Genomic DNA, 26,068 nt, shown 5'->3' with positions numbered 1-26,068 from the left:
CACCCAGGTGGCCGCGCTGGACTTGAGCATTACCCGTGTGGAACTTCCAGCAAGGAGCCCCCATGTCCTCTGATCAGTCCAGCACAGGGGGCCAGAGCGCCACCCTGCCACCCCTGACCCGAGAGATCGATCTCACCCCCATCCAGCGCAAGACGGCACGGAGATCAGTCGCAGGCTCCGCCATCGGCAACGCCATCGAGTGGTTCGACTACGGCATCTACGGCTACCTCGCCATCTACGTCTCGCAGCTGTTCTTCACCTTCAGCGAGAACCAGGGTGGCGCACTCGCGCTCATCCTCACGTTCGCGACGTTCGCGGTCTCGTTCCTCGTGCGTCCGCTCGGCGGCATCGTGCTCGGCCCCCTCGGTGACCGCATCGGGCGCCAGAAGGTGCTCGTCTTCACGATCATCATGATCAGCCTCTCGACCGCCGCGATCGGCCTCCTCCCCTCCTTCGACTCGATCGGCTTCGCCGCGCCCATCCTGCTCATCCTGCTCCGCATGCTGCAGGGATTCTCGGCGGGCGGCGAGTACGCCGGCGCGGCCATCTTCATGTCGGAGCATGCTCCGGACGACAAGCGCGGCTTCTTCGGGTCGTTCCTCGAGTTCGGCACCCTCGCGGGTGCCAGCGCCGCCGCCATCCTGTGCACGACGCTGGCCTTCATCGTCGGCGACGACGGGATGCTCGAGGGCTGGTGGCGCCTGCCGTTCCTGCTGACGCTCCCCCTCGGCCTCGTCGCCCTGTGGATGCGCCGCCACCTGAGCGAGTCGGAGACGTTCGTCGACGACGCGCAGCAGCCGGGCGAGAAGCAGTCCGCGATCGGCGCCCTCGTGTCGCTGCTCAAGAACTACCCCATGCAGGTGCTCAAGCTCTTCGGCTTCGTGATCCTCATCAACGTCGCCTTCTACCTCGTGCTGACCTACATGCCGACCTACCTGTCGACGACCCTCGACCAGAGCACCGCGGAGTCGACCTTCTCGCTGGTGGTCATCCAGCTCCTCATGATGGCCGTCATCGTGCCGTTCGGGGCCCTCTCCGACCGCATCGGCCGGAAGCCGCAGCTCATCGCGGCGAGCATCGGCTTCACGGTGTTCTCGGTGCCTGCGGTCATGCTCATCCAGACCGGGTCGCTCGTCGCGCAGATCGCGGGGCTCGGCATCCTCGGCCTGTTCCTCGTGATGATCATCTCGACGATCTCCTCGACGCTTCCTGCGCTGTTCCCGACCGCGGTCCGCTATTCGGGCTTCGCCATCGGCTACAACATCTCCACGGCGATCTTCGGCGGCACGGCGGCTTCGGCGAACACCTGGCTCATCGACCAGACCGGCAACGTGCTCATCCCCGGCTTCTACCTCGCGGGTGCCGGTCTCATCGGCCTCATCTCCGTGCTGACCTTCAAGGAGACCGCCGGTCGCTCGCTGCGCGGCAACGTCATCCCAGGCAGCGACGACTCCGAGCGCGTCGCCGCCGGCGAGCATCTCGTCGGCAAGGTCAACAGGTAACCGGGCTTCGCGGCACTCGGAGGAACGAATGGCAGAGCTCATCCGCCTCGGCGGCGATGTCGCGAGGTACATCGCCGCCTTCGGGCATCCTGAGACGCACGCGGAGTCCGCGAGCCTCCTCGCCTCGCTGCCCGGCCCCGTGAGGCGCGAGCGCGCGTCGGGACTCGCGCGCACGTACCTCGAGTACCGGCAGGCGGGGGTGACGGTGATCGTCGAGCGGGCGAAGCTCGATGCCGCCATCGTCACCTTGGTCGGAGGTGAGGGCTTCGAGCCCTACGCACGGCCGGCCCAGCTCATCGAGGGCATCGACTTCGCCACGGCGTACAAGGATGAGGTGCGCAGCGTCCTGGGTGAGCCCGTCCGCGCCGACGAGTACCAGGACAACTTCGACGTCGCCGGGGCGCACGTCGTCGTGGGCTACGACATCGACGACGTCTGGGACGTGCAGGTGCTCGCGAGAAGCCCGCTTCGCAGCTGAGCGCCCGAGCCAACGGCTCAGCCTGCGAGGACCCCGTCGATCTGCCCCATGGCCTCGGTCATGCCCTCCGCCATCCCCATCTGGAGGACGCTGTCGAAGTCGGCCGGTGACGAGAACACGGACACGGTGGTCATGCGGGTGACGTCCCCCTGGCCTTCGATGGTGACGGTGCAGCGCATGACGGGCAGCTCGTGGTTCCGCGAGCCGTCATCGTGCGCGAACCCGTTGTCGAACGACAGCGTGCGGTGCGGTTCGATCGTCACGAACTCCCACCACTCCCCAGCTGTGCTGCCGTCCGGGCCGGTCATGTGCGAGGCCACCTGGCCGCCCGGCGCGAACTCGAACGAGTCCACCGTCGAGGGCCAGGTCGGCGGACCCCACCAGCACTCGAGCTGGCGCGGGTCCTCCCAGAGCTGCCAGACCCGTTCCGGTGTGGCGGCGTGCTCGGTGACGACGGTCAGCGTGAGCTGATCCGCGTCCTTCTGCGTGGAGATGACGGGCATAATCTCTTCCTCTCGTTCACCGCTCGTCGGCGTCGGCGCGCGGGGTCGGTGTGCTGGTCTTGTCGTCGTCGGCGAGCAGGTCGTCGATGCGGGAGCTGCGCTCGCGCCAGAGCTGCTCGTAGGACGCGAGGAGCCGGGTCGCTCGGGTGATCGTCGCGCTGTCGGCGTGCACGAGCTGCTCCCTCCCCTGCTTCCGCTTCTGCGTGAGGCCCGCCCTCGTGAGCACGGCGACGTGCTTCTGCACGGCCGCGAAGCTCATGGCGTAGGCCTCCGCGAGGCTCGTCACCGACTGCTCTTCGCGGAGCACGCGCGTGAGGATGTCGCGCCTCGTCGCATCGGCCAGGGCCTGGAAGATGCGGCTGACGTCGTCCTCGCTGAGCTGTCGTATAACCATTTGGTTGTACGTTACGCCTGACTCGTGGCGATCGCAAGGCAAACCGGCCGCGCAGTTCCCTCGTCCACCGGGCGCATCCGCAAGACTGACGTCATGACCACGGAACTCACGCGCGCGCAGCTCCTCGGCCTGCGCCAGCGAGCGCAGCTGCTCACGGGCGACCGCCTCACGGTCGCGGGTACTGCGGAGCGCTTGCTCGCTATGCAGGGACAGGACCTGCCCGGCGCGCTCTGGTCGCTCGGACTCCGCTCCGGATGGACGATCAACGAGGTGCGGGCGAGCTTCGACCGCGGAGAGCTCGTGCGCTGCTGGCCGTTGCGGGGGACGCTGCACGTCGTGCCCGCCCGCGACCTCGGCTGGCTGCAGCTGCTGACCGCCGACCGCGCACGTGCATCCATGCGCAAGCGCCACCAGGACCTGGGAATCGACGCGGCATCCGAGAGCGCCGCCCGACACTCGCTGCACACCGAGATGGATGCGCGAGGGGAGAACCGACGCCTCACGCGCGCCGAGCTCTTCGCCGCCTGGGAACGTGACGGCATCGCGACCGGCGGCCAGCGTGGCGCGCACCTCCTGTGGCTGCTGTCGCTCGACGCGACCCTCGTCTACGGTCCGTTCGCAGGGGCCGAGCAGCAGCTGGTGCTCGGCGCCGAATGGATCGCCAGCTCGGTGACGCTGGACCAGGACGCCGCGGTGCGCGAACTCGTCCGGCGCTACCTGCGAGGTCACGGCCCAGCGACGCTCGCCGACCTGCAGTACTGGTGCAAGCTGCCGCTCGCCACGCTGAGGTCGGCGGTCGACGAGCTGGGTGACTCGCTGGCCGGGGTGCAGTTCGACGGCGCGCGCCACCTCGTCGTCGCTGAGGCGCTGGATGAGCGGGAGCCGCCGAAGAGCGCCCCGACCCTGCTGCTTCCGGGCTTCGACGAGTGGGTCCTCGGCTACCAGGACCGCTCGGCGAGCGTGCATCCCGATCACCCCGACCTCATCGTGCCGGGCGGCAACGGGATGTTCCGGGCGACGGTCGTGCACCGCGGGAGGTGCCTCGGACTCTGGTCCAAGACGACGACCGCCAAGCGCACCCGGGTGGTCGCGACCCCCATCTCCGGCACGTTCTCAGCACCGACGCTGCGCGAAGCGGCGGCGCAGGTCGAGCGCTACGCCGCATTCCTCGGCGTGGACGGCACCCTCAGCGTCGGCGAATCGCTGCTGACCTGACCGCGGATGCCCGCGTGGGGGTGGTGGTTCGTAGACTGCACCGGTGACCCTTCCGAGTGAGACCCCCGCGCCAGCATCGTGGCGGAACGCGCTCACTCGCCTGCTCGAGAAGCCGGACGCCGCCGAAGCATCATCCCAGGCAGCACCACAGGACCGGGTGGTGCCGCTCGCGCTGCAGTTCGAGGTGCGAGAGCTCATTCCGCGAACGATGTACCGCTGGAACGGGCCGACGTCGCGCCGAGCGTTCACAGGGGAACAGGGCACCGGCGTCGCCCTCGAGGAGCTGCGCCTGGGCGTGCGCCCCGTCATGCAGGGCGTGCGCGGCAAGTGGGTCAAGGGCGACCTGACCTGGGCGAAGCTGCAGCACCTGCGCGGGCGCCGCGACCTCGACCCACGGCACCAGGCATGGTTCGCCCAGTTCTTCGCGCTGCACCGGGCGGCACGACCCGCGGAGCCGGGGCAGGACAGCGAATGGATGTTCCTCGACGAGGCGACGAGCCCCGTCATGTGGACGATGCTCGAGGAGGCCACCAGCCAGGACATCGCGTTCGTCGGCACGGCCAAGAGCGCGACGATCGCGCTCGAGCACACCTCGAGCCTCACGCTCGACGCCCGGCGGACGGACACGGGACTCACCCTGGCCCCGCTCCTCATGGTCGGGGAGGCACAGGTCGAGTTCGAGACGGCACGGCCCATCGGCGACCACGGCATCTACACCTTCGACGCCGACAATCCCGACCGCATCCGCCTGGCACCGAGTGACACGCGCCTCACACCAGCGCAGCTCGCGCTCCTCGCTCCGGGCAACGCTCAGCGGGCGCGATTCACGGTTCCGAGCCACGACGCGGCCGAGTTCGAGCATGCCCATCTGGCGGAACTCGCGGCGCATCTGCGGCTCGGCAGCGCCGACGCGTCCGTGCGCATCCCAGACCCGGCACCCGCCGAGCTCGTCCTCACGGCCACCTTCGGCCCACGGCACAGCCTCGAGCTGCGCTGGAAGTGGGCGAACCCCCGGTCGCGAGCAACGCCGCCGGCGCTCTCGACCGTCATCGACGAGGGCCTGCTGCCGCGCGACTGGATGCCCGAGGACGCCGACGCACCCGGCTCCCTGCCCGTGCGCGTGACGCTCACGCAGATCGATGCCGCGCGCTTCGCGGCCGAGACGCTGCCGCTGCTCGAGCGCCTGCCCGGCGTTCGCGTCGAGACCGTCGGGACACCACCGGAGTACCGCGAGCTCCGCGGCGCGCCCAACCTGACGGTCACGACCGTGCCCACCGAACGGCACGACTGGTTCGACCTCGGCGTGACCGTCACGGTCGACGGCAAGGTGATCCCGTTCACGAAGCTCTTCAAGGCGCTCGCCCTCGGCAGGCCCAGGCTGCTGCTCATCGATGGCAGCTACCTCTCCCTCAAGCACCCGGCATTCGAACCCTTGCGCGAGCTCATCAGCGAGGCGCAGGGGCTCAACGAGTGGGAGCCGAACCGCCTGCAGATCAGCCGGCGGCACGCGAGCCTCTGGTCGGACTTCGAGGACCTCGCCGACGAGGCGAAGCCTGCGGTGGAGTGGCGGGAGCTGCTCCGCGAGCTGCAGGATGATGCTCCATCACCCATCGCCCCTCCCCGCGGACTCCAGGCAGAGCTGCGCCCCTACCAGCAGGAGGGCCTCGACTGGCTCGCGTTCCTCTGGCGGAACAGGCTCGGCGGCATCCTCGCCGACGACATGGGTCTCGGCAAGACGCTGCAGACGCTCGCGCTCGCACAGCACGCACGCGAGGAGGCGCCGGAGGGCCGCGAGCCCGCACCCCTCCTGGTCGTCGCGCCCACGTCCGTCGTCGCGAACTGGGCCTCGGAAGCGGCGAGGTTCACCCCTGAGCTGGTGACGCGCGTCGTCGACGCGACGCAGGCCTCCTCTGGCAGGCGGATCGCCGACGTCGCGCGCGGGGCGAGCATCGTCGTCACGAGCTACGCCCTCTTCCGCCTCGACTTCGAGGCCTACCGCGCCGTCGCCGAGGAAACGGGATGGTCGGGCCTCGTGCTCGACGAAGCGCAGTTCGTGAAGAACGCGAACTCCCTCGTCAGCGAATGCGCGCGCGAGCTGGAGGTGCCGTTCAAGCTGGCGATCACCGGCACCCCGCTCGAGAACTCCCTCACCGAGCTCCATGCGCTGCTCGCCATCACCGCCCCCGGCCTGTTCCCCTCAGCGCGACGCTTCGGCGAAGAGTACGTGCGCACGATCGAGGGCAGGCGGCAGGGGGTGAGCGAGGGCGTCGGCGCGGGCCTCAGCGAGCCGGCGAGCGCCGAGGTGCGGGCCAAGCGGCTCGCACGACTTCGGGCGCGCATCCGCCCCTTCCTGCTCCGCCGCACCAAGGAGCGCGTCGCACCCGAACTGCCGGAGAAGCAGGAGCAGACGCTGTTCATCGAGCTGAGCGACGAGCATCGCGAGCTTTACGACCTCTACCTGCAGCGGGAGCGTCAGAAGCTCTTCGGCCTGCTCGAGGACCTCGACAAGAACCGCTTCACGGTGTTCCGCTCGCTCACACTCCTGCGGCTGCTCGCCCTGGACCCCGCGCTCATCCACGCCGGACTCGACGGCATGGCGCCGGGAGACGTCCCGTCGAGCAAGCTCGATGCCCTCCTCGAGCACCTCGCCGATGTCGCCGCCGAGGGGCACCGTGCGCTGGTGTTCAGCCAGTTCACCTCCTACCTGAAGCTCGTCGCCGCCCGCCTCGAGACGCAGGGCATCCCGTACGTCTACCTCGACGGCACGACAACGAAGCGAGCCGACGTGATCGCCTCGTTCAAGGAGGGCACGGCCCCCGTGTTCCTCATCAGCCTGAAGGCGGGCGGGTTCGGGCTGAACCTGACGGAGGCCGACTACGTCTTCCTGCTCGACCCCTGGTGGAACCCCGCGAGCGAGGAACAGGCCATCGACCGCACGCACCGCATCGGGCAGGAGCGACGCGTCATGGTCTACCGGATGATCGCCGAGGGCACGATCGAGGAGAAGGTCATGGCGCTCAAGGAGCGCAAGGCGAAGCTCTTCGATGCGGTGATCGACGACGACGAGCTCTTCAGCACCGAGCTCTCCGCCGACGACATCCGTGAGCTGCTGGTGTAAGTCGCCCGGGAGGCTGCGTGCACGGACGAGAAAATCCCGGCCGCCCTGCGCGGGCTGACCGGGATCTCATGTCGAGGGGCTGACGAGAATCGAACTCGCATCATCTGTTTGGAAGACAGAGGCTTTACCACTAAGCTACAGCCCCGAATCGGGACGAAGAGAATGCTACCGCATCTTCGGGCGGTCCGTGAACTCGCACTGCGACCCGCGCGTCGCCGTCCGCGAGAGTGGTCTCCGACGCCCTGTGCGTCCGGTAGCATTACCTGCGGTTCGCCGAGCGATCGGCACCGGGGTGTAGCTCAGCTTGGTAGAGCGCCCGCTTTGGGAGCGGGAAGTCGCAGGTTCGAATCCTGTCACCCCGACCAGACCCCGCTTTGGCCCCCTCTCGAGGGGGCTTTTCGCGTTCCCTCATGCGCCGTTCATAGACGCCTCACATGTATGCCGGGTGGTCCGCATATGGAGCGTCGTTATCTTCCTGTTATCTGCACGTCGGCGTGATGAGGCTTCGTCGCACCGGCGGCGGCCGGGGCGTTGCAGTGAAGGCCATCCGCGGCGCCCCAGCGCTCTCCGAGAGGAACACCATTGCAGTCAGACCTGGCACGCCCCAACAGCCCGCATTCCGTTCCGCTCGCCGCGGTCGCTGACGCGACCGGTGGGTCGGTCTCCGCCGCGGGCGCGCACGTCCAGGTCACCGGCGTGTCCAGCGACTCCCGCCGCGTCCGCCCCGGCGACCTCTACGTCGCCATTCCGGGCGCGCAACGACACGGCGCCGAGTTCCTGCCCGCCGTCGTGCGTGCCGGGGCCGTCGCCGTCCTGTCCGACGCTGCCGGGGCCGCGCTGGCGGCCGAGCACGAGCTCCCGGCCATCGTCGTCGAGAACCCGCGCGCGGTGATGAGCATCGCCGCCGCGACGGTCTTCGGAACCGACATCACGGCTCCCCCGCTCTTCGCCGTGACCGGCACCAACGGCAAGACGACGACCAGCTACCTGCTGCACGCGCTCTTCCTCTCGCTCGGCCTCAAGGCGGGCCTCTCCGGAACCGTCGAGCGCATCGTCGGCGATGCGCGACTCGAGACCCGCCTCTCCGGCCGCCTCACGACCCCAGAGTCGGACTACCTGCACGGCCTCGTCGCCCGCATGACCGAGGACGGCGTGCAGGCGGCGGCGATCGAGGTCTCCTCGCACGGGCTCGACGGTGCCCGCGTCGACGGCCTGCCCTTCGAGAGCGCGATCTTCACGAACCTCTCGCAGGACCACCTCGACGTCTATGGCACGCTCGAGAACTACTTCGCCTCGAAGCTCACGCTCTTCACCCCCAGGCACGCCAAGCGCGGCGTCATCGCGATCGAGGACGAGTGGGGTCGCCGCGCGGCCCGCGAGGCGCAGATCCCCGTCGTCACGGTCGCTCGGGACACGGCGGAGGGCGCGGACATCGCTGACTGGCTGCTCCACATCGACACCGAGGGCCTCGAGCGCACCGACTTCACCCTTCGCGGGCCGAACGGTGAGGAGCTCACCTCCAGCATCGGCCTGCCCGGTGCCTTCACGGCGCTCGACCTGTCGCTTGCGGTCGTCGCCGTCATCGGCGCCGGACTCGCCTCCCTCGACGAGATCCGCGAAGCGCTTGCCGCGACCGACGGCCTCCACCCGGTTGTCCCCGGCCGCCTCGACCTCGTGTCGGGTGACTCCGAGCTGCGCGTCTACGTCGACTACGGCCACACGGCGGCGTCGTTCCGCGCGGTGCTGCACGCGCTCCGCCCCTTCACCCCCGGCCGGCTCTTCATGATCTTCGGCGCGGACGGCGACCGCGACAAGGGCAAGCGGCCCGAGATGGCCCGCGCCGCGAGCGAGGAATCGGACGTCGTCATCGTCACGGACTACAACCCGCGCACGGAAGACCCGGACGGCATCCGCCGCACGCTCGTCGAGACGATCCGCGCGGAGTTCCCCGAGCGGGAACTGTACGAGATCGCCGACTCGGCGACCGGCATCGGCCACGCCGTCGCGATGGCGGAGGTCGGCGACCTCATCTTCATCGGCGGTCACGGACACCGCGCTGATGTCGAGGTCGACGGCCGCATCGTGCCGTACTCGGCCCGAGAGGCGGCGGTCGCCGCTCTCCGCGAGCACGGCTGGCTCGCGGAGCAGGCACCGTCCACGTTGGGGTCGCCGGATGCGATGGACAGCACCCGGGAGCGGCGCGCTTCCTGACCTCGCTCCGTCGCAGACCTGGGCTTTCTCCACCCGAATCTCAGATCGCGGATGGAAGAGGCCCAGGTCTGCGGTCCGCGAGGCCAGCAAGCCCACGGCATGCGGGGGACGCTAGCGGTCGGAGACGGCCTCGAAGTCGCCACGGTCCCGGGCCGCGAGGAGCTCGGCGTAGTCCAGGGCGGACTGCTCGGCGTAGCCGATGGCCCACTCCGCGATCGCGCCGTCGAACGACCCGCTCTTGCCGAGGTAGCCGGCGATCATGGGGGCGATCGGGCTCTGCGCGTGCGCGCGGGCCAGCAGCGTTCCGCAGGCCTCGCCATACTTCGAGAACTCCGAAGGGGTCAGCTGCTCGAGCTCGACCGAGCCCTTCATGTCCCTGAACTGCCGCACGTAGAAGTCGCGCTCGATCCCGTCCTCGCCCGCGAAGCGGAGGTAGCCGAGGAAGGGGTCGGAGACGGCCTGCAGGATGCGCTGGCAGCTCACGACCCGGTACCCCTCGCCGAGCTCGTCGTACTCGGCGCGCGTCCGCGCCTGCAGGAGGCGCCGCGGGTCGACGTCGCCGTAGGTCTCGAGCACCGACGCGGGCGCCTCCTTCACCTGCAGCACCAGCGCCTCACCCGCGGGCCCGGTCAAGATCAGGATGAAGCACCGCGTGCCGACGCTACCGACGCCGACGGCTCTGCGGGCGACGTCCGTGAGCGTGAAGCTGCCGAGCAGGAACGCCACGTCGGTGCTCACCGTGGCGCGGTACTGCTCGAAGAGCTCCTCGACGCGCGCCTCCGACTCCGGCGGGACGTGCGTCATCACGGGCGGGTTCTCCACGATGAGCCGCGTTCCGTCGGCCGCTCGCTCGGTGAGCTTGTCGACGAACTTCTGGGACGTGCGCTTCCTCGCGCTCTTCGTCGCCTTCGCGAGAACATCCTGCGCCTCCGTGCGGAACGACGGGTGCGCCACATCCGTGTCGAGCCGCAGGTAGTACCGGTCGAGGGCGGAGTGGCCGACCATCTCGCGCATCCCCTCCCGGTAGGCGGCGGCGGCCTTGCGCGCCGCCTTCCTCGTCTTCTCCTCGGTCAGCCCGAGGTCGCGGGCGCCGATGACGACGCTCGCGACGAGCCGCTTCAGATCCCATTCCCACGGCGCTGACGCCGCTTCGTCGAAGTCGTTGAGGTCGAACACGAGCGTGCGCTGCGGCGACGCGAAGAGCCCGAAGTTGCTCAGGTGGGCGTCACCGCACGCGACCACCTGGATGCCCGTGGTGGCGCCCTGCGCGAGGTCGTGGGCCATGATGGCGGCCGTGCCCCGATAGAAGGTGAAGGCGCTGTCGAGCATCCGCCCCATGCGAAGCGGCACGAGCTCGGGCAGCCTCGCCGCGTTCTGCTCGGCCAGGATCGCCCTCGGGTCGCGCTCTCCCGCGACGAAGATGGCGTGCTCCACATGCGGTTGCGTCTTGCGGAGCGCCTTGCCGGCCGCGTAGAGCTCGTCACGGCTCGGGCGCGGCGCGCGGTCACGCTGCAGGCGGCTGAGGTGTGTCGGCATCGGGGTGGCCTTCCTCGTCGAAGCGTCGAGCTCGAGCCCGATCTGGCACAGTGTCTCGCGAATCGGTGAAAGCCGACAGAGGCAGTCGCTCCTGACCCGATGATCAGGAGACGATGTCGTAGGTGACCCACGACGTCTGCGTCGCGACGGCGTCGTAGAGGCGCCGCGCGGTGGTGTTGTCCTCGGCGGTGATCCAGCGCACGACGCTGAGGCCGGAGTCGCGCGCGTAGTCGCCGAGGTGCAGCAGCAGCGCCTTCCCGGCGCCGCCTCCGCGAACCTCCGTCGAGGTGAAGAGGTCATCGAGGTAGAGCCCCGTCGTCGCAGACAACGGACGCGCGAAGCGGCGCACGTGTGCGAGCCCACCCAAGCGCCCCTGCTCGTCGACGGCGACGAAGCCATGCGTCTCGTGCGCCTCGTCACCGAGCCAGGACCAGACCACATCCAGCTTCGACTCGTCTTGCGGCACCCCGTAGAACTCACGGTAGCCCCGATAGAGCTCGCGCCACTGGGGCTCGTCAGCGGACGTCACAGGTCGCACATTCCAGTCAGTCATGCCGTAAGTCTCCGCCTCAACGGCTGCATGCGGAAGTCGAACCGGCATGAAGGGGACCCTGAACTGCTCACGGTTGGACGTACCCGTCCCGGAGACGTAGAGTCTCCGCCGTGGATCTGTTCAAGTACCTCCGCCCAGCCTCGACCACACCCCAGGCCGAGCACCAGCCGCACGGCGTTCACAACCCTCGGGAAACCCTCCGCGCCAAGACCGTCGAGCTCATCCGTCCCGGCTTCGTGTCGCTTGACGAGGCCCTCGAGACGGCGGGCTCATTCGCTGAGGATGAAGCGCTGCCCGTTCGTGCCGACGAGATCGAGCGGATCGTCACCGCGACCTGGGATGACCTCGCCGACTGCCAGCGCGACTGGTCCAGCGAGGGCGACTACGAGAAGCTGCGTGCCGCGTTCGCCGACCTGGAGCAGGCCGGTGTCGTCGCCCGCATGAACTTCGCCTGCTGCCAGAACTGCGGACGCACCGAGATCGAAGGCGAGAAGGACGCGGATGCCCAGAGCGGGTACGTCTTCTTCCACCAGCAGGATGCGGAGCGGCTCGCCGGCGACGACGCGCAGCTCCTCCTCGCATTCGGTCTCTTCGCCTCGCACGACGCGGGGACGGCCGACGAGCGTGCGGACGCCGAACGTCAGCTCGGTCGCCTGATCACCACCACGATGCGCAGCAACGGACTCGCGGTGGACTGGGACGAGGAACCGTCGAGCCGCATCTCGGTCTCGATCAGCAACTGGCGCAAGCGCCTCCCGCTCGTCAGCGCCTGACCGGCGCACCCCTCCATTCTCGGCAACCAGAGCCTGCCTCTCTGCGGGCCCTCCTCCCCCACCCCTGTCTGAAACCGGCATTCCAGCGGCACGCTCGCTAGGCTGACGGCCAGACAACCCAGGGGGATACGCAGAGTGACTGACGCAGGAGCGGGCAGACCAGCCCAGAGGCCACGGTTCCCGAAGACGCTCGGCGATCTGACCGACCCGAGCAAGTGCCCGTCGTGCTTCGAGACGTACGGGGCTCCAGGCGCCTCCTGCCCGAGCTGCGGGTTCACCCGCGATCCGGCCGTCATCGGCCACCTGCTCGACCTCGGTGAGCAAGCGCGCGAGCCCCTGCTCGCGCGCGGAGAGTTCATCGTCGCGGCCGGCGAGCAGGCGCGGGCCAGGGCCGCGGCCGAAGCGCACGCGCAGCAGGCACGAGCCGAGCAGCGTCGCCTCGAGAGCGAGCGGCAGGGGCGAGCTCAGGCGAGCGATGCGGTGCTCGCGGCCGATCACGCACGGCTCCTCGGAGGCGCTGCGGGGCACCTCGGGGCGGCAGCGACCGCCGCGCCAGAGCCGTCCCCGATCGTGCGCTCCGCGCCGCCCCGCGTTCCGGTTGCGGACCAGCTGCCACCGGCGCAGCACCCGCCTTCGATGCAGCCCACCCAACCGCAGCGCCCACGACGCTCCAGCGTGCAGCTCCTGCTGCTGGTGCTCGGCATCGGGCTCCTCAGCATCGCCGCGGTCGTCTTCCTCACCTTCGCCTGGGTCGTCTTCGGCGTCGAGGTCAAGGCCGCCATCACCGCAGGAGTGACCTTGGCGGTCGTCGCAACCGCCAGCATCCTGAAGCGGCGCAAGCTCTCGGCGACTGCCGAGGGCATCGCCGCGCTCGGCATCGTCCTCGTGGTCCTCGACGTCTGGGCAGTGCAGGCGACGGGGCTCTTCGGCGCCGACCGTGCCCCTGGAACGCTGTACTGGGGTGTCGGGCTCCTCGTCGCGACGGCCGCCTTCGAGACGTGGCATCGCCTCGCACATCTGCGAGCCCCCGGCATCGCGGCGAGCCTCACCGTGCTACCGGCGATCGCGCTCACCGTGGCCGGCGCCACCTCCGCACTGCTCTCCCCCGTCCAGCGACTCGTGCTCGCGCTGGTCCTCGCGGGCGCCGCCTCCGCCCTCCACGTGCTCCTGCGGATCAGGCAGTCACCACCGGCCGCGGCAGGGCCGCCCTCGCCCGACGCCGACGCCTTCAGCACGGCAGCACCGCGCTCGCTCGAGCGCTGGATCCTGTCCGTGACCGGCGCCGTCGCGCTCGCCGCCGGTGTACTCTCCGGTGCGGCCGCGGCGACGGGCAACGACCCATGGCTCGGCTACGCAGTCCTGTTCGTCATCGCGGCCGCATCCGCCGCTCTCCTCGCCTGGCTCGTCAGCCGCGAGCGCGGTGCGCTCGGCGGTCGCACCCTCCTCGTCGCATTCGGAGTGCTCTCGGCGCTCGCCCTCGGCGCGGTGCCCCTGAGCTTCACCGGCTCCGTGAGGCTGGCGCTCTCACTGGCGCTCATCCCGGTCGCGCTCGCCGCGGGGCAGGTCCTCAGAGCTCGGCTGGCCAACTCCGCCCAGCCGACGGCTTCGTCCGTGCAGATCGCGGTCACCGCCTGGAGCTGGACGACCGTCGGTGCAGCCGTCGTCCCGGTCCTCTCGCTCGCACTCACCGTGCTCCCCCTGCGCGCCCTCCTGGCGTTCGTCCGTGCCGACCAGGCCGGCATGGCAGAAGCATTCGCGGGCGCGCAAGGCGGGACCTGGTGGGCGATCGCGAGCGGCGCGGTCGGGCTCGCTCTCGCGGCGGGCCTGCTGCTGCTCGTCCCCCGGCGACTCCAGCGCCTCACGGCTGCGCTCGCCGCGGCCGTGGCCTTCCTCGCGCTGTGCGCAGCCGCCAGCACCCCTGGACCCTTCAGTGTCACGATCGCGAACCTGGCGATCGGCGCCGGGGCCGCCGTCGGTGCCGTGCTGCTTGCACGGAACCTGTCAGCCGCTCCGCACGAAGACCCACGCCGAGTCGAGCTGCTGGTCACCCTGCGGTACATCGCCGGAGCTGGCATCCTCGCCTCGCTCCTGCCTGCGCTCGCGGCAGCCCCGTTCGAGACCATCGCCCTCCTCACCGCCGCCGCCCTCACGTTCTGCCTGCGCTTCTCCGCGCCGACGAACCCGTCGGCACTCCGACCGGTACTCACCGCGCTCACCGCAGTGCAACTCCTCGCAGCCCCGCTGCTCGTGGCCTTCACACGAGATGCCTGGAGTTCGTCCGGCGTGCTCGGCACGAACCTCGCCGTCACGTGCGCGTACCTCGGCATCGCGCTGCTGCTTACCGCAGCGCTTCTCCTTCCCAGACCGTGGCTCGCAGCAGCCGAGCGCACGCTGCTCGCCTACTCGGCGGCCATCCCGACGCTCGTGGTCTCGTTTGTCCTGCTCGCCATCGTGCGGGCGGCGGCGCATCGCGCCGAGGCGGACGCGCTGCTGACCGCATCCGCCTCTCCCCTCGGCGCGCTCTGGTTCGCAGCAGCCGCCCTCGGCGCCCTGCTCGTCGCCACGATCAGCGTCGTGGCGCTGCGCCGGAGACAGGACGACGACGTGCCAGCGGTGGCGCCGCTCCTCCCTGCCATGGTGACAGCCCTCTGGGCGACGTCGGGAGCGCTCGCCGCCACGATCCTGGTGGCCTCGCACCTTCCGGCCGTCGCCGCGTCGCTCGGCGTCGTCGCCAGCCTCCTGGTCGCCGGAGGCACCCTCGTCGCGCGGCTCCGCGGCGCACCCGCGTCCCGTGTCCTTCCCGCCGAGCTCGCCGTCGCTGCGGTCGCCGTCGGAGCGCTCGCGAGTACGCGAGCCTTCACGGGCGCATTCGGACAACCAGCAGGTGAGCAGTACTTCGCCGTGACGATCGCGATCGCGGCGGCCGTCCCCGTCCTGCTGGCGATCTCCCCATCGGGCCTGTTCCGAGCCCGAGGACGTGCGTTCCTGGCGTGGATCGGCGTCGGTCTCCTCACCGCCGCCTGGTACGTGTTCGCCGTCGGCACTCCCAGCGTCGATACCCCCGAGCGCTTCCACTTCCCGGCTGGGATCCCGCTGATCGCCGCGGCCCTTCTGCTCTGGTGGTTCGGCCGAGCCCGGGGCTCCCACGAACCGGCGCGGGCCGCCGCGTGCGTCCTGGCCGGAGGTCTCGCGCTCTCGGCCCTCGTCCCCGCATTGGCCTCGAGTGGCACGACCGCCAGCACGCTCGCCTACGTCCTCGGCGGGGCCGCCATCGCCCTGGCGGTCGCCGCAGCCGCCAGCACGCTCGACGTCCCGGCCCACGCGCGCCCGCTGCTCATCTCGCTGAGCGCGGTCTCCGCCGGCATCGGCGTCCTGTCGGCCCTCTCGCACCTCGCGACCGAGCTGCGCGGTGAAGTGAACCGGCACGGCCTGCTCACCGGCCTGCTCCCAGGCGCCGAGGCGTTGATCTGGCTCACGGCCTGCGTGCTGCTCGTCAGCGGCGTGGCCTGGCTGCTGCTCCGCCCGGTCTGGTCCGCCGACACAGCAGGGTCCAAGCGCAAGCTGCTCCTCGCCCTGGTCGCACCGCTCAGCGGGGCCGTCGTCGTCGCGCTCCTGCTCACCACGCGGTTCGACGGCAGGCTCCTGCTGCTTGGGCTCGCGCTGCTCGCCGGACTCCTCGCCGCCGGCCTCCCGAACCGGCTCATCACCGGCGTCGGCCGCGCGAGCATCGCGGTCGTCGGCTTCCTCGCGCTTGCCTCGCAGGGGTTCGCCGTCGCTATCTGGGAGCCAGCTGAGGCGGCCAGTCTCTGGGCCCAGCAGCACGCCGCAATCACATCGCTGCTCATCGGCGTCATCGCAACAGCAGCGGTCATCCTCGTCCGGACGCTCGCGGAGACGCGCCTCCTCACGAGACTCGCCAGCTACGCGACGGGCGTGCTCGGGTCCTGGATGCTCATCCACCACGCCCAGCTGGTCGGTTTCGAGAGCGCCACGCCGGTGCAGCTCGCGGCCACCGCCGGCGTCGTCGGGGCGCTCTCCGCGCTGCTCGGCGTGCTCCTCTCGCCGCAAGGAACGCGTCGAGGGGACGGCATCGCGCTGCGTGCGCTCGGCCTCGGGACCGCGCTGCTCGGCACGGTGCTCGCCCCGAGCGCAGCCGCCGCGAGCCGCACCAGCGGCTTCGAGGACTGGACACCGCTGCCGCTCGCGGCGGCGCTCGTCGCAGTGACGGCGGTCGTCGCGAGCATGCACCTCGGTGCGAGGTCGCCGTATGCGCTGCTCCGCTACCTCGGCGTGCCGGTCCTCGCGCTCGCATGGGTCTGGGAAGTGCTGGCGAACTGGGACGGCGCATCCTTCTTCGTGGCCTTCGGCGGCGCCTTCCTCGTGTTCCTCGCCGCAGGCATCGCAACCGCGAGGCTCAGCAGCCCCGCCGACGGGGCACGCACGTCGAGCGTCGAGAGCCTCCTCTGGCTCGCGGCGGCCCCTGGAATCTGGCTCAGCGCGGGCGCGGTCGCCGCGGTCTCACAGCCGCGCGACGACGACGCCATGCGCATCCTCTCCCTCACGACCCCGGAGCTCGCCCTGGCGATGCTGACTCTGGCACTCGTCGTCGTCTGTGCCGTCGTTCCGGTCGCCGCGTGGATGCGCGCCTCAGTGAACGCGCTCGGCGTGGGCTCGGCGATCGCGGCGGCCGTGCTCGGCCCCGCCCTGGTCCTGGCCGCCGAGGGCCCGCTGACCCCGATCACGCTGCCGCTCTGGGGAGTCCTTCCTGCTGGACTGGTGCTGCTGTTCGCGAGCGCACTCTGGCGGCGGCAACAGCAGCTCGAGAATCCGCGTCTCGCCGCGCTCTCCGCAACGGTGCTCGTGCCCGTCGCCATCGTGGCGCTGGTGCTCTCCGCGCTCCCGAGCATCCTGCGCGGTGCCGTGGAGAACACCCAGCAGCTCGCGCTGACGTGGGTCGTCGCGCTCTGCGGTCTCGCGCTGCTCGCGCTGCTGCGCCCGCAGCTTCTGCCCTCGCTTGCGCCCGCGCAACCGACACCGGCCGGCCAGGCGCCGCTGCGTCTGCCTGTCCTCGCATTCGCAGCCGCCGGTGTCGTCGCAACCGCAGGCACGCTCGGCACGCAGTTCCCGATCCCCTGGTTGGAGCTCGCAACCGCCCCGCTCGGTGCCACCCTGTTGGCCGGTGGGCTGTTCTTCCTCGCGAAGCGCCCCACCCTGCGCAGCTGGCCAGCCCTCTCGCCCGGCCTGGTGCTGCTGCTCGTGCCGAGCTACCTGGCGCAGTTCGCAGACCCCGCGCCGTGGCGCCTCATCGCGCTCGGGCTCCTCGCCGTCGGCAGCACGGTGTGGGGCGCCACCAGGCGCCTCCAGGCGCCGCTCGTCGTCGGCGCCGCCATCACCGTGCTGCACGCAGTCACCGCGTTCCGACAGCAGCTTGCCGTCGTCGCCGACGTCATCCCCTGGTGGGTGTGGCTCGCGCTCGCAGGCACGGTGCTCGTCGTCATCGCCACGACGTACGAGGCACGACTGCGGGACGCCAAGCGGGCGGCGGCGTCGATCAGCTCCCTCAGGTGACGGCAGCCGCCGTCGCCTGAGGGCTCAGCGGGGCCTCAGAGCTGGCAGCCGGGGCACCAGTAGAGCTTGCGAGCCTGCATCTCGCCGAGCGCGATGGGGGTTCCGCACACCCGGCACGGCTCCCCCGCGCGTCCGTACACCCAGTGCCGGTCCTCACGGTTCTCGAGCGCGGCGGCCTTCGCCTTGCCTCGGAGCCCGTCGATGGTCATCATCTGACCGACTTCCACGCCGATCTTGAGGAGCTTCGTCCAGTCGCGCCACAGCTCTCTGAGCTGCTCGTCGGTCAGCTGCGACGTCGGCGTGTGCGGGTTGATGCCGGCCCGGTAGAGCATCTCGGCCCGGTAGACGTTGCCGATGCCGCTCACGATCTGCTGGTCCATGAGCACGATGCCGATCGGCGTCCGCTTGCCCCGCGCGCGTTCCAGGAACCGCGCCTCCGCCTTCGCACCGCGGTCGACGAGCGGGTCGGGGCCGAGCTTCTCGATGCGGGCCGCGACCTCATCGCCCGTCATGAGCTCACACGCGGTCGGACCGCGCAGGTCAGCGCAGGTCTCGGACGTGAGGAGCCGAAGTCGGACCGCACCGACCGGCTCCGGCGGCCACTGCGAAAGCTCCTGCTCACGCTCGGCCTCCGCCATCTTGAGCCGTGTGCGTCGAGGCGCCCCGATGCTCGACAGTGACGTCTCGCCGCGCGAGTCCTCGATCGTCACGCCCGGACGCCTGCGCGAGTACTCCCCCGTCTGGCCGAGCGTCGTCGACACCTGACCCGAGAAGTCCCAGGCACCGTAGATACCGAGGTGCACTCGCAGCCAGATGCCACCATCGAAGCGCGAGAACATGTGCTTGCCGACGGCGAACGTCTCGACCATCTCGCGCCCGTCGATCTCTGCGGCGCCCTCGGCGAAGCGGCCCTGCGGAGACGACGCCGCCACCACGCGACCGGCGTAGTTCGCGGTGAACTGCCGGGCGATGCGGTGGACGGAGTGGCCCTCAGGCATTCCCCGCCGGCGTCTCCGACTCCACCATCGGCGGCACGACCGTGCCAACGGAACCGAGCACGGACTTGCCGGCGATCTTGCCGGTCTGCTCGTACTCGGCGAGCTGCGAGATGCGACGCAGGTGGCGCTCCTCCCCCGGGAAGGGCTCGGCGATGAAGATGTCGATGAACCTGAGCGCGTCGGCGATCTCGTGCTGGCGCGCGCCGATCGAGATGACATTGGCGTTGTTGTGCTCGCGGGCGAGCTGCGCCGTGGCGTCGCTCCATGCCAGCGCGGCGCGCACGCCCGTCACCTTGTTGGCGGCGATCTGCTCGCCGTTGCCCGAGCCCCCGAAGACCACGCCGAGCGACTTCGAGCCGTTGGCCCAGTCGTTGGCGACCGCCTGCGCGGCGTTGATGCAGAACGAGGGGTAGTCGTCGAGCGCGTCGTACTCGGCGGGCCCGTGGTCGACGATCTCGTGCCCCTGCTCGCGCAGGTGCTCCTGCAGCTGCTGCGAGAACTCGAGTCCAGCGTGGTCCGTGGCGACGTGGATGCGCATCAGTCGAAGACCGGTCCGCGGGTGCGGCTGCGCTTCAGCTCGAAGAAGCCGTCGACCGAGGCGGCCATGACGACGCCGTCGAAGAGACGCAGCGCCTCCTCGCCCTTCGGGGCCGGGGAGATGACGGGGCCGAAGAACGCGACGCCGTCGATGGCGATGATGGGCGTTCCCACCTCGTCGCCCACGCGCTCCATCCCGGACAGGTGGCTCGCGCGGTAGCGCTCGTCGAACTCGCCGGCATCCGCGCGCTCGACGATGGACTCCGGGATCTCCAGCTCGGCGATGGCCTCGGCCAGCACCGCGTCCCGGTCCTTGCGGCCGCCCGGGTGGATGCGCGTGCCGAGGGCGTCGTAGAGCGCCTTGACCTTCTCGTTGCCGAGGTCCTGCTCGACGCCGGCGACGACCCGCCCGAGGCGCGACGTGCCCTGCAGCATGTCGCGGTAGGACTGCGGGATGTCTTTCTCCTCATTGAGGAGCTCGAGGCTCATGATGTGCCAGGTGATGGTGAGGTCACGGTGGCGGGCGACCTCGTCGATCCACCGCGAGGTCATCCAGGCGAATGGGCAGATCGGGTCGAACCAGAAATCTACTTTGATCGGTGCGGGCATACGCATAAGCCTACTCGGCAGGACTAGGCTGGCCGCCGCAAGCCCGGAATACCCGGGCCCCCTGACCCCGAAGGAGCTGGAATGCCCGGAGAGAACCTGACTCGCGCTGAGTCGGTCGAGCGTCGAGGAGTTGTGCTCGGTGTCGAGCACTACGACGTCGCACTCGACCTCACGACGGGTCCTGAGACGTTCCGTTCGATCACGACGGTGACGTTCTCCGCGGTTCCCGAAGCGTCCACGTTCATCGATGCCATCACCCGGCAGGTGCACAGCGTCGTGCTCAACGGCGAGGCGCTCGACGTGGCGGCCGTGAACGACGGGGTGCGCATCCAGCTCCCGAACCTGGCCGAGCGCAACACGCTGACCGTCGACGCCGACGCGATCTACATGAACACGGGCGAGGGTCTGCACCGCTTCGTCGATCCCGCCGACGGCGAGGTCTACCTGTACTCGCAGTTCGAGGTGCCTGACTCCCGCCGCATGTTCGCGGTGTTCGAGCAGCCCGATCTGAAGGCGAACTTCACCTTCCATGTGACCGCGCCCGCCGCGTGGCAGGTCGTCTCCAACGAGCCGTCGCAGCCGCCTCAGCCCATCGACGCCGAGCGCGCCGTCTGGCACTTCGGCACGACGCCCCGCATCTCCAGCTACATCACCGCGCTCGTCGCGGGCCCGTACACGGTGGTGCGCGACGAGCTGACGTCCATCGACGGCCGCACGATCCCCCTCGCCGTCTACTGCCGCGCGTCCCTCGCGCCGAACCTCGACGCCGACAACATCTTCCGCACCACGAAGCAGGGCTTCGAGTACTACGAGAAGGCCTTCGGGGTTCCGTACCCGTTCACGAAGTACGACCAGCTCTTCGTGCCCGAGTTCAACGCTGGCGCCATGGAGAACGCCGGCTGCGTCACGTTCACCGAGACCTACGTGTTCCGTTCGAAGGTGGCGGATGCGGTGCGCGAGCGACGCGTCGTCACGATCCTCCACGAGCTCGCCCACATGTGGTTCGGCGACCTCGTCACCATGAAGTGGTGGAACGACCTGTGGCTCAACGAGTCGTTCGCGGAGTTCATCTCGACCCTCGCGACGGCTGAGGCGACGGAGTGGACCGAGAACTGGGTGACCTTCAACGCGAGCGAGAAGTCGTGGGCCTACCGCCAGGACCAGCTGCCCTCCACGCACCCGATCGTCGCCGAGATCCGCGACCTGGACGACGTGCAGGTCAACTTCGACGGCATCACGTACGCCAAGGGCGGCTCGGTCCTCAAGCAGCTCTTCGCCTGGGTCGGCCGCGACGCCTTCTTCGCCGGCATCAACGCGTACTTCTCGAAGCACGCGTGGGGCAACACTGAACTGCGCGACCTCCTCGCCGAACTCGAGGTCACGAGCGGCCGCGACCTCACCGAGTGGAGCGCGAAGTGGCTCGAGACCGCCGGCGTCAACACGCTGCGCCCCGTCTACGAGCTCGATGAGCACGGCAACTTCACGTCGTTCGCGATCGAGCAGACGGCGACCGCCGAGCACCCCACGATCCGCCCGCACCGCCTGGCCATCGGGCTCTACAACGTGCAGGGTGATGAGCTCGTCCGCATCCACCGCTTCGAGCTGGATGTCGACGGCGAGCGCACCGAGGTGCCGAGCTTCGTCGGCGGTGCCCTGCCCGACCTGATCATCGTGAACGACGACGACCTCGCGTACGCGAAGATCCGCCTCGACGCGCACTCGGTCACGACCGTGCAGCAGCACCTGCCCAAGCTGCGCGCGCCCCTCTCGCGTTCGCTGGTCGTCAGCTCGCTGTGGGATGCGACGAGGGATGCGGAGCTGCGCGCACGCGACTTCATCCGCGCCGTGCTCGGCGTCATCGGCACCGAGACCGAGTCGACGACGCGTCGCACGGTGCTCGGACAGCTCATCTCGGCCGCGAAGTTCTACACGGCACCGGAAGACCGCGCCGAGATCGTCGAGGTCGTCACCGATGAGCTCTTCGAGCTCGCGAAGCGGGCCGAGGCGGGTTCGGATGCGCAGTTCAGCTTCGTGAGGGCGTTCGCCTCGCTCGCCGAGACGGGGCCGCAGCTCGACGCGGTCGCCGCGCTCTTCGACGGCACGTTCGCGCTCGAGGGACTCGAGATCGACACCGACCTCGGCTGGGAGCTGCTCTACGCGCTCGTCGCCGGCGGTCGCGCCGGCGAGGCCGAGATCGCGGCTCGTCTCGAGACCGACCGCACAGCGGACGGGGAGCGCAGCGCGGCTCACGCGCGCGCCGCGCTCCCGACGCCGGAGGGCAAGGAAGCAGCCTGGGCATCCGTCATGGAGCGCTCGGACGCGACCAACGCCATCGTTCGGGCCACCGTCGCCGGCTTCGACCGGGTCAACGACGAGGCGCTCCTCGAGCCATTCGTCGATCGGTACTTCGGTCACATCTCGACGATCTGGGCCGACCGCAGCTTCCAGATCGCCGAGACCCTCATCGAGGGCTTCTTCCCCGCGGGTCTCGCGACTGCGCGCATCCGCGACGCCGCCGACGAGTGGCTGGCGAACAACGAGGCCGCGGCCCCCGCGTTCCGCCGCATGATCATCGAAGGGCGCGCCGGCGTCGTCCGGGCTCTCGCCGCCCAGGAGCGCGACGCGCAGCCCGAGTAGCCGCGTGCACGCAGAAGAGGTCGCTTCCCACTTTGGGAGGCGACCTCTTCCGCGTTGCTCCGGTTCCGGCTGCTACTCGGCGAGCGCAGCCTCGATCGCCGCGACGACCTCCGGCGCATCAGGCTCCGTCGTCGGGCGGAAGCGCGTCACCGTGCCATCGCGGGCGATCAGGAACTTCTCGAAGTTCCAGCTGACCCGGCCGGCCTTGCCGTTCGCATCCGGCGTCTTCGTCAACTCCGCGTAGAGCGGGTGCTGGGATCGGCCGTTGACCTTGACCTTCTCGAACATGGGGAAGCTGACGCCCCACGTGAGCGAGCAGTACTCCTTGATCTTCGAGGTGTCCGAGTACTCCTGCAGGAACTGGTTGCTCGGGAACCCGAGCACCGTGAACCCCTGCGGGCCGTACTGCCGCTGCAGCTCCTCCAGCTTCTCGTACTGCCCGGAGAGGCCGCACTTCGAGGCGACGTTCACCACGAGCTTCACGGGCTCATACGCCGCGAGCTTCCTGGCCTCGCCGTCGATGGTGGTGACTTCGATGTCGTTCACGTTGAGGCTCATACTGAGGGCAACAGGATGCGCGACCCGCCTATTCCTCGCACGCCGCTCACACGAGACGGAGAGGCGCATCCGCCTACACTCGATGCGCTATGGCAGAATTCTGGACTTCCTTCACGACCGCGCTCGCCCCCTTCGACGTTCCCATCACGATCGTCTTCTACATCCTCGGGGCCTTCGTCTTCCGATGGATCCTGTTGAAGCTCATCGACCGCTCCGTGAAGCAGATCGTGAGCGGCGTCAAGAAGAAGCGCGGAGTGACCGACACGCAGGCGCTCTCGGTCCGATCCCCGTTGGCTGCCGTCCGCACCGTGCAGCGCACGCGCACCATCGGCTCGGTCCTGACGAACATCGTGAACGTCGTCGTGGTCGTCATCCTCGTCGTCATGATCATCGCGAAGATCGACCCGGGCATCCTCGCCTCGCTGTCGATCCTGAGCGCGGCGGTGGGTGCCGGTCTCGGTTTCGGTGCGCAGCGCATCGTCGGTGACGTCCTCAACGGCCTGTTCATGGTCATGGAGGACCAGCTCGGGGTCGGCGACGTCATCGACATGGGGGAAGCCACTGGCGTCGTCGAGAAGGTGGGCGTGCGCATCACGCAGATCCGCGACGTCGAGGGAACGCTGTGGTTCGTGCGCAACGGCGAGATCCAGCGCGTCGGCAGCTTCTCGCAGGGCTGGAACCGCATCGTCTTCGACCTCGCCGTGCCCTACGAGACGTCTCGCGCGCACGTCGAACGTGTCATGCTGCAGGCCGCGAAGGAGCTGACGGAAGACCCGGACTGGATGGACTACTTCATCGGCACCCCCGAGATGTGGGGCATGGAGTCCATCTCCTCCGACGCCGTCGTCCTTCGCCTCACCATCCGCGTCCGCCCCGGCACCAGGTGGGAGGTGGAGCGCGAGCTCCGCGCACGTACGCAGGATGCGCTCAAGTCGGCCGAGATCAACCTGCCGTCGCTGAAGGCCATCGTGCTCGACGGGGCCGACGGACAGCCGACCGCTGGAGGCACCGCATGATGTCGAACATCCCCATCCACCTCCGCGGATCCGACGGCGGCGCGTCGGCCGTGCCGACCCTCTACGACGAGATCGGCGGCATGCCCGCGTTCGACAAGCTCGCCGCAGCCTTCTACGAGGGCGTCCGCGACGACCCGCTGATGTGGCGCATGTACCCGCAGGACGACCTCGAGGGGGCCACGTGGCGCCTCGGCCACTTCCTCGCCCAGTACTTCGGCGGGCCGAGCGAGTACAGCGCTCAGCGCGGGCACCCGCGGCTCCGGATGCGCCACAACGGCTTCCACATCAACCCGGAGGCTCGAGAGCACTGGCTGCGGCACATGCACGCCGCCATGGACCAGCTCGAGCTCTCCCCCATCCACCGCGCGCAGATGACCGACTACTTCGACAGGGCCGCGACCGCCATGGTCAACACGTTCGAGCCGAGCCCAGGAGCCGAGACCGACTCCTGAGCTCGGCTGCGACGTCCGGCCCGGTCGTCGTTCAGACGACGCCTTGCGCGAGCATCGCATCGACGACTCGCGAGAAGCCGGCGATGTTCGCACCGAGGACGTAGTCGCCCGGCTTGCCGTACTCCTCCGCAGTCTCGCTGCAGCGCGTGTGGATGTCGCGCATGATCTCCGCGAGACGCGCCTCCGTGTGCTCGAACGACCAGGAGTCCCGCTGCGCGTTCTGCTGCATCTCGAGCGCGCTCGTCGCAACACCACCGGCGTTGGCCGCCTTGCCCGGGCCGAACAGCACCCCTGGCTCGGAGCGGAACCGGTCCGCAGCCTCCTTCGTGCACGGCATGTTGGCGCCCTCGGCGACGACGCGGACACCGTTCGCGATCAGGGCCGCCGCAGCGTCCCCGTCCAGTTCATTCTGCGTCGCGCACGGCAAGGCGATGTCCACGGGCACGTGCCACAGCGCGGCCGCGCTCGCGAGGGCCTCAGACGCTCCACCGACACGGTCGACGTACTCGCCCACGCGCTTCCGCTCGACGAGCTTCAGCTGCTTGAGGGCCTCGACGTCGATGCCGTTCGGGTCGTACACCGCTCCAGACGAGTCGCTCGCGGAGACGACCGTCGCGCCCAGCGCGATCGCCTTCTCCATCGCGAAGATGGCGACGTTCCCGGAACCGGAGACAGCAACCCGCTTGCCATCGAGGTCGTCGCCGGTCGCCCTGAGCATCTCCTGCGCGAACAGCACCGTCCCATAACCTGTCGCTTCCGGGCGCACCAGTGATCCGCCCCAGGTCATGCCCTTCCCCGTCAGCACGCCAGCCTCGAAGCGGTTCGTCAGGCGTTTGTACTGGCCGAACATGTAGCCGATCTCGCGGCCGCCGACGCCGATGTCTCCGGCTGGCACGTCGGTGTGCTCACCGATGTGGCGGTACAGCTCGGTCATGAAGGACTGGCAGAACGCCATGATCTCGCGGTCGCTCCGGCCCCGCGGGTCGAAGTCCGCGCCTCCCTTGCCACCGCCGATCGGCATGCCCGTGAGCGCGTTCTTGAAGATCTGCTCGAAGCCGAGGAACTTGATGATGCCGAGGTTCACCGAAGGGTGGAACCGGAGCCCGCCCTTGTACGGGCCGAGGGCAGAGCTGAACTCCACGCGGTAGCCGCGGTTGATCTGCACGTGACCGTTGTCGTCGACCCACGGCACACGGAAGATGATCTGCCGCTCCGGCTCGCTCAGTCGATGGATGACCGCGAGTTCGAAGTACTCCGGGTGGCGGTCGAGGACCGGGCCGAGCGTGTCGAGCACTTCGGTGACCGCCTGGTGGAACTCCGGTTCGCCCGCGTTCCTCGCGAAGATCGCGGTCTTGAGGCTGTCGATGCTGCGGTCCATGGGGTCCTCCGGGGGTGAGGCGCACGTGGGTG

General features: G+C 69.6%; 19 protein-coding genes and 2 tRNA genes. 11 read left to right on the top strand and 10 right to left on the bottom strand.

All coding sequences use genetic code 11. The features are described 5' to 3' along the window. The first annotated feature begins 62 nt into the window (after positions 1 to 62). Together F8O03_RS15920 and F8O03_RS15915 are read left to right on the top strand one after the other, a co-directional pair. Entirely contained in the window at positions 63 to 1,502 is a 1,440-nt protein-coding gene (locus F8O03_RS15920) for an MFS transporter (RefSeq protein WP_104253109.1), read from the top strand. A gap of 28 nt (positions 1,503 to 1,530) precedes the next feature. Next, positions 1,531 to 1,980: a hypothetical protein gene (locus F8O03_RS15915; RefSeq protein ID WP_151424736.1), complete on the top strand. Its 450-nt coding sequence runs from the start codon at positions 1,531 to 1,533 to the stop codon at positions 1,978 to 1,980. Between the two features lie 17 nt (positions 1,981 to 1,997). Here the strand turns inward: F8O03_RS15915 and F8O03_RS15910 are convergent, their stop codons facing one another. After that, positions 1,998 to 2,483 carry an SRPBCC family protein gene (locus tag F8O03_RS15910; protein WP_151424735.1) on the bottom strand — a complete coding sequence of 162 codons (486 nt, stop codon included), beginning with the start codon at positions 2,481 to 2,483 and terminating at the stop codon, positions 1,998 to 2,000. Between the two features lie 16 nt (positions 2,484 to 2,499). Then, on the bottom strand, positions 2,500 to 2,877 hold the full coding sequence (locus F8O03_RS15905) for an ArsR/SmtB family transcription factor (RefSeq protein WP_151424734.1): 378 nt from the start codon (positions 2,875 to 2,877) through the stop codon (positions 2,500 to 2,502). 93 nt (positions 2,878 to 2,970) lie between these two features. Here F8O03_RS15905 and F8O03_RS15900 point away from each other — a divergent pair, with 93 nt between their 5' ends. Both F8O03_RS15900 and F8O03_RS15895 read left to right on the top strand, forming a co-directional pair. After that, positions 2,971 to 4,092, top strand: coding sequence for a winged helix DNA-binding domain-containing protein (locus F8O03_RS15900; protein ID WP_151424733.1), 1,122 nt, complete (start codon positions 2,971 to 2,973; stop codon positions 4,090 to 4,092). A 43-nt stretch (positions 4,093 to 4,135) separates the two neighbouring features. Next, positions 4,136 to 7,210, top strand: coding sequence for a DEAD/DEAH box helicase (locus F8O03_RS15895; protein ID WP_151424732.1), 3,075 nt, complete (start codon positions 4,136 to 4,138; stop codon positions 7,208 to 7,210). Between the two features lie 74 nt (positions 7,211 to 7,284). Here F8O03_RS15895 and F8O03_RS15890 read toward each other — a convergent pair. Further along, positions 7,285 to 7,355: transfer RNA gene (locus tag F8O03_RS15890), tRNA-Gly, on the bottom strand. Positions 7,356 to 7,498: 143 nt separating this feature from the next. Between F8O03_RS15890 and F8O03_RS15885 the strand changes: the two genes are divergently transcribed. Then, positions 7,499 to 7,575, top strand: a tRNA-Pro gene (locus F8O03_RS15885). A gap of 217 nt (positions 7,576 to 7,792) precedes the next feature. Beyond that, positions 7,793 to 9,421, top strand: coding sequence for a Mur ligase family protein (locus tag F8O03_RS15880; RefSeq protein WP_151424731.1), 1,629 nt, complete (start codon positions 7,793 to 7,795; stop codon positions 9,419 to 9,421). 111 nt (positions 9,422 to 9,532) lie between these two features. Here the strand turns inward: F8O03_RS15880 and F8O03_RS15875 are convergent, their stop codons facing one another. Together F8O03_RS15875 and F8O03_RS15870 are read right to left on the bottom strand one after the other, a co-directional pair. Then, a complete protein-coding gene (locus F8O03_RS15875; protein WP_151424730.1) occupies positions 9,533 to 10,957 on the bottom strand; it encodes a DUF2252 domain-containing protein in 1,425 nt (474 codons plus the stop codon). Positions 10,958 to 11,060: 103 nt separating this feature from the next. Continuing rightward, positions 11,061 to 11,510, bottom strand: coding sequence for a GNAT family N-acetyltransferase (locus F8O03_RS15870; protein WP_151424729.1), 450 nt, complete (start codon positions 11,508 to 11,510; stop codon positions 11,061 to 11,063). 110 nt (positions 11,511 to 11,620) lie between these two features. Between F8O03_RS15870 and F8O03_RS15865 the strand changes: the two genes are divergently transcribed. Both F8O03_RS15865 and F8O03_RS15860 read left to right on the top strand, forming a co-directional pair. Next, positions 11,621 to 12,283 (top strand): DUF6891 domain-containing protein, encoded by a 663-nt coding sequence (locus F8O03_RS15865; RefSeq protein WP_151424728.1) that lies wholly within the window; start codon positions 11,621 to 11,623, stop codon positions 12,281 to 12,283. A 135-nt stretch (positions 12,284 to 12,418) separates the two neighbouring features. Further along, positions 12,419 to 17,851: an SCO7613 C-terminal domain-containing membrane protein gene (locus F8O03_RS15860; RefSeq protein ID WP_151424727.1), complete on the top strand. Its 5,433-nt coding sequence runs from the start codon at positions 12,419 to 12,421 to the stop codon at positions 17,849 to 17,851. Between the two features lie 35 nt (positions 17,852 to 17,886). Here the strand turns inward: F8O03_RS15860 and F8O03_RS15855 are convergent, their stop codons facing one another. From F8O03_RS15855 to F8O03_RS15845, 3 genes are read right to left on the bottom strand one after another with little or no spacing between them, the layout of a single operon-like run. After that, on the bottom strand, positions 17,887 to 18,849 hold the full coding sequence (locus tag F8O03_RS15855) for an Fpg/Nei family DNA glycosylase (RefSeq protein ID WP_151424726.1): 963 nt from the start codon (positions 18,847 to 18,849) through the stop codon (positions 17,887 to 17,889). Next, positions 18,842 to 19,387: a ribose-5-phosphate isomerase gene (locus F8O03_RS15850; protein WP_151424725.1), complete on the bottom strand. Its 546-nt coding sequence runs from the start codon at positions 19,385 to 19,387 to the stop codon at positions 18,842 to 18,844. Before F8O03_RS15850 ends, F8O03_RS15855 begins: the two co-directional genes overlap by 8 nt. Continuing rightward, on the bottom strand, positions 19,387 to 19,995 hold the full coding sequence (locus tag F8O03_RS15845) for a mycothiol-dependent nitroreductase Rv2466c family protein (RefSeq protein ID WP_167516612.1): 609 nt from the start codon (positions 19,993 to 19,995) through the stop codon (positions 19,387 to 19,389). The genes F8O03_RS15850 and F8O03_RS15845 overlap by 1 nt, the downstream gene beginning before the upstream one ends. An 81-nt stretch (positions 19,996 to 20,076) precedes the next feature. On the opposite strand from F8O03_RS15845, the gene pepN reads away from it, so the two are divergent. Then, complete coding sequence (gene pepN / locus F8O03_RS15840) at positions 20,077 to 22,632, top strand: aminopeptidase N (RefSeq protein ID WP_151424724.1); 2,556 nt, start codon at positions 20,077 to 20,079, stop codon at positions 22,630 to 22,632. A 72-nt stretch (positions 22,633 to 22,704) separates the two neighbouring features. Here pepN and F8O03_RS15835 read toward each other — a convergent pair whose 3' ends face one another. Further along, complete coding sequence (locus F8O03_RS15835) at positions 22,705 to 23,190, bottom strand: glutathione peroxidase (RefSeq protein WP_104311414.1); 486 nt, start codon at positions 23,188 to 23,190, stop codon at positions 22,705 to 22,707. Between the two features lie 89 nt (positions 23,191 to 23,279). On the opposite strand from F8O03_RS15835, the gene F8O03_RS15830 reads away from it, so the two are divergent. Next, positions 23,280 to 24,206 (top strand): mechanosensitive ion channel family protein, encoded by a 927-nt coding sequence (locus F8O03_RS15830; RefSeq protein WP_151424723.1) that lies wholly within the window; start codon positions 23,280 to 23,282, stop codon positions 24,204 to 24,206. Then, positions 24,203 to 24,658 carry a globin gene (locus F8O03_RS15825; RefSeq protein WP_280115584.1) on the top strand — a complete coding sequence of 152 codons (456 nt, stop codon included), beginning with the start codon at positions 24,203 to 24,205 and terminating at the stop codon, positions 24,656 to 24,658. Before F8O03_RS15830 ends, F8O03_RS15825 begins: the two co-directional genes overlap by 4 nt. A gap of 31 nt (positions 24,659 to 24,689) precedes the next feature. On the opposite strand, the gene gdhA is transcribed toward F8O03_RS15825, so the two are convergent. Further along, a complete protein-coding gene (gene gdhA / locus F8O03_RS15820) occupies positions 24,690 to 26,036 on the bottom strand; it encodes an NADP-specific glutamate dehydrogenase (protein WP_104253127.1) in 1,347 nt (448 codons plus the stop codon). Positions 26,037 to 26,068 lie beyond the last annotated feature (32 nt).

Origin of the sequence: Pseudoclavibacter terrae (assembly GCF_008831075.1) — a bacterium.
Classification (GTDB): domain Bacteria; phylum Actinomycetota; class Actinomycetes; order Actinomycetales; family Microbacteriaceae; genus Pseudoclavibacter; species Pseudoclavibacter terrae.
This window is presented reverse-complemented; position numbering and strand designations above follow the sequence as displayed.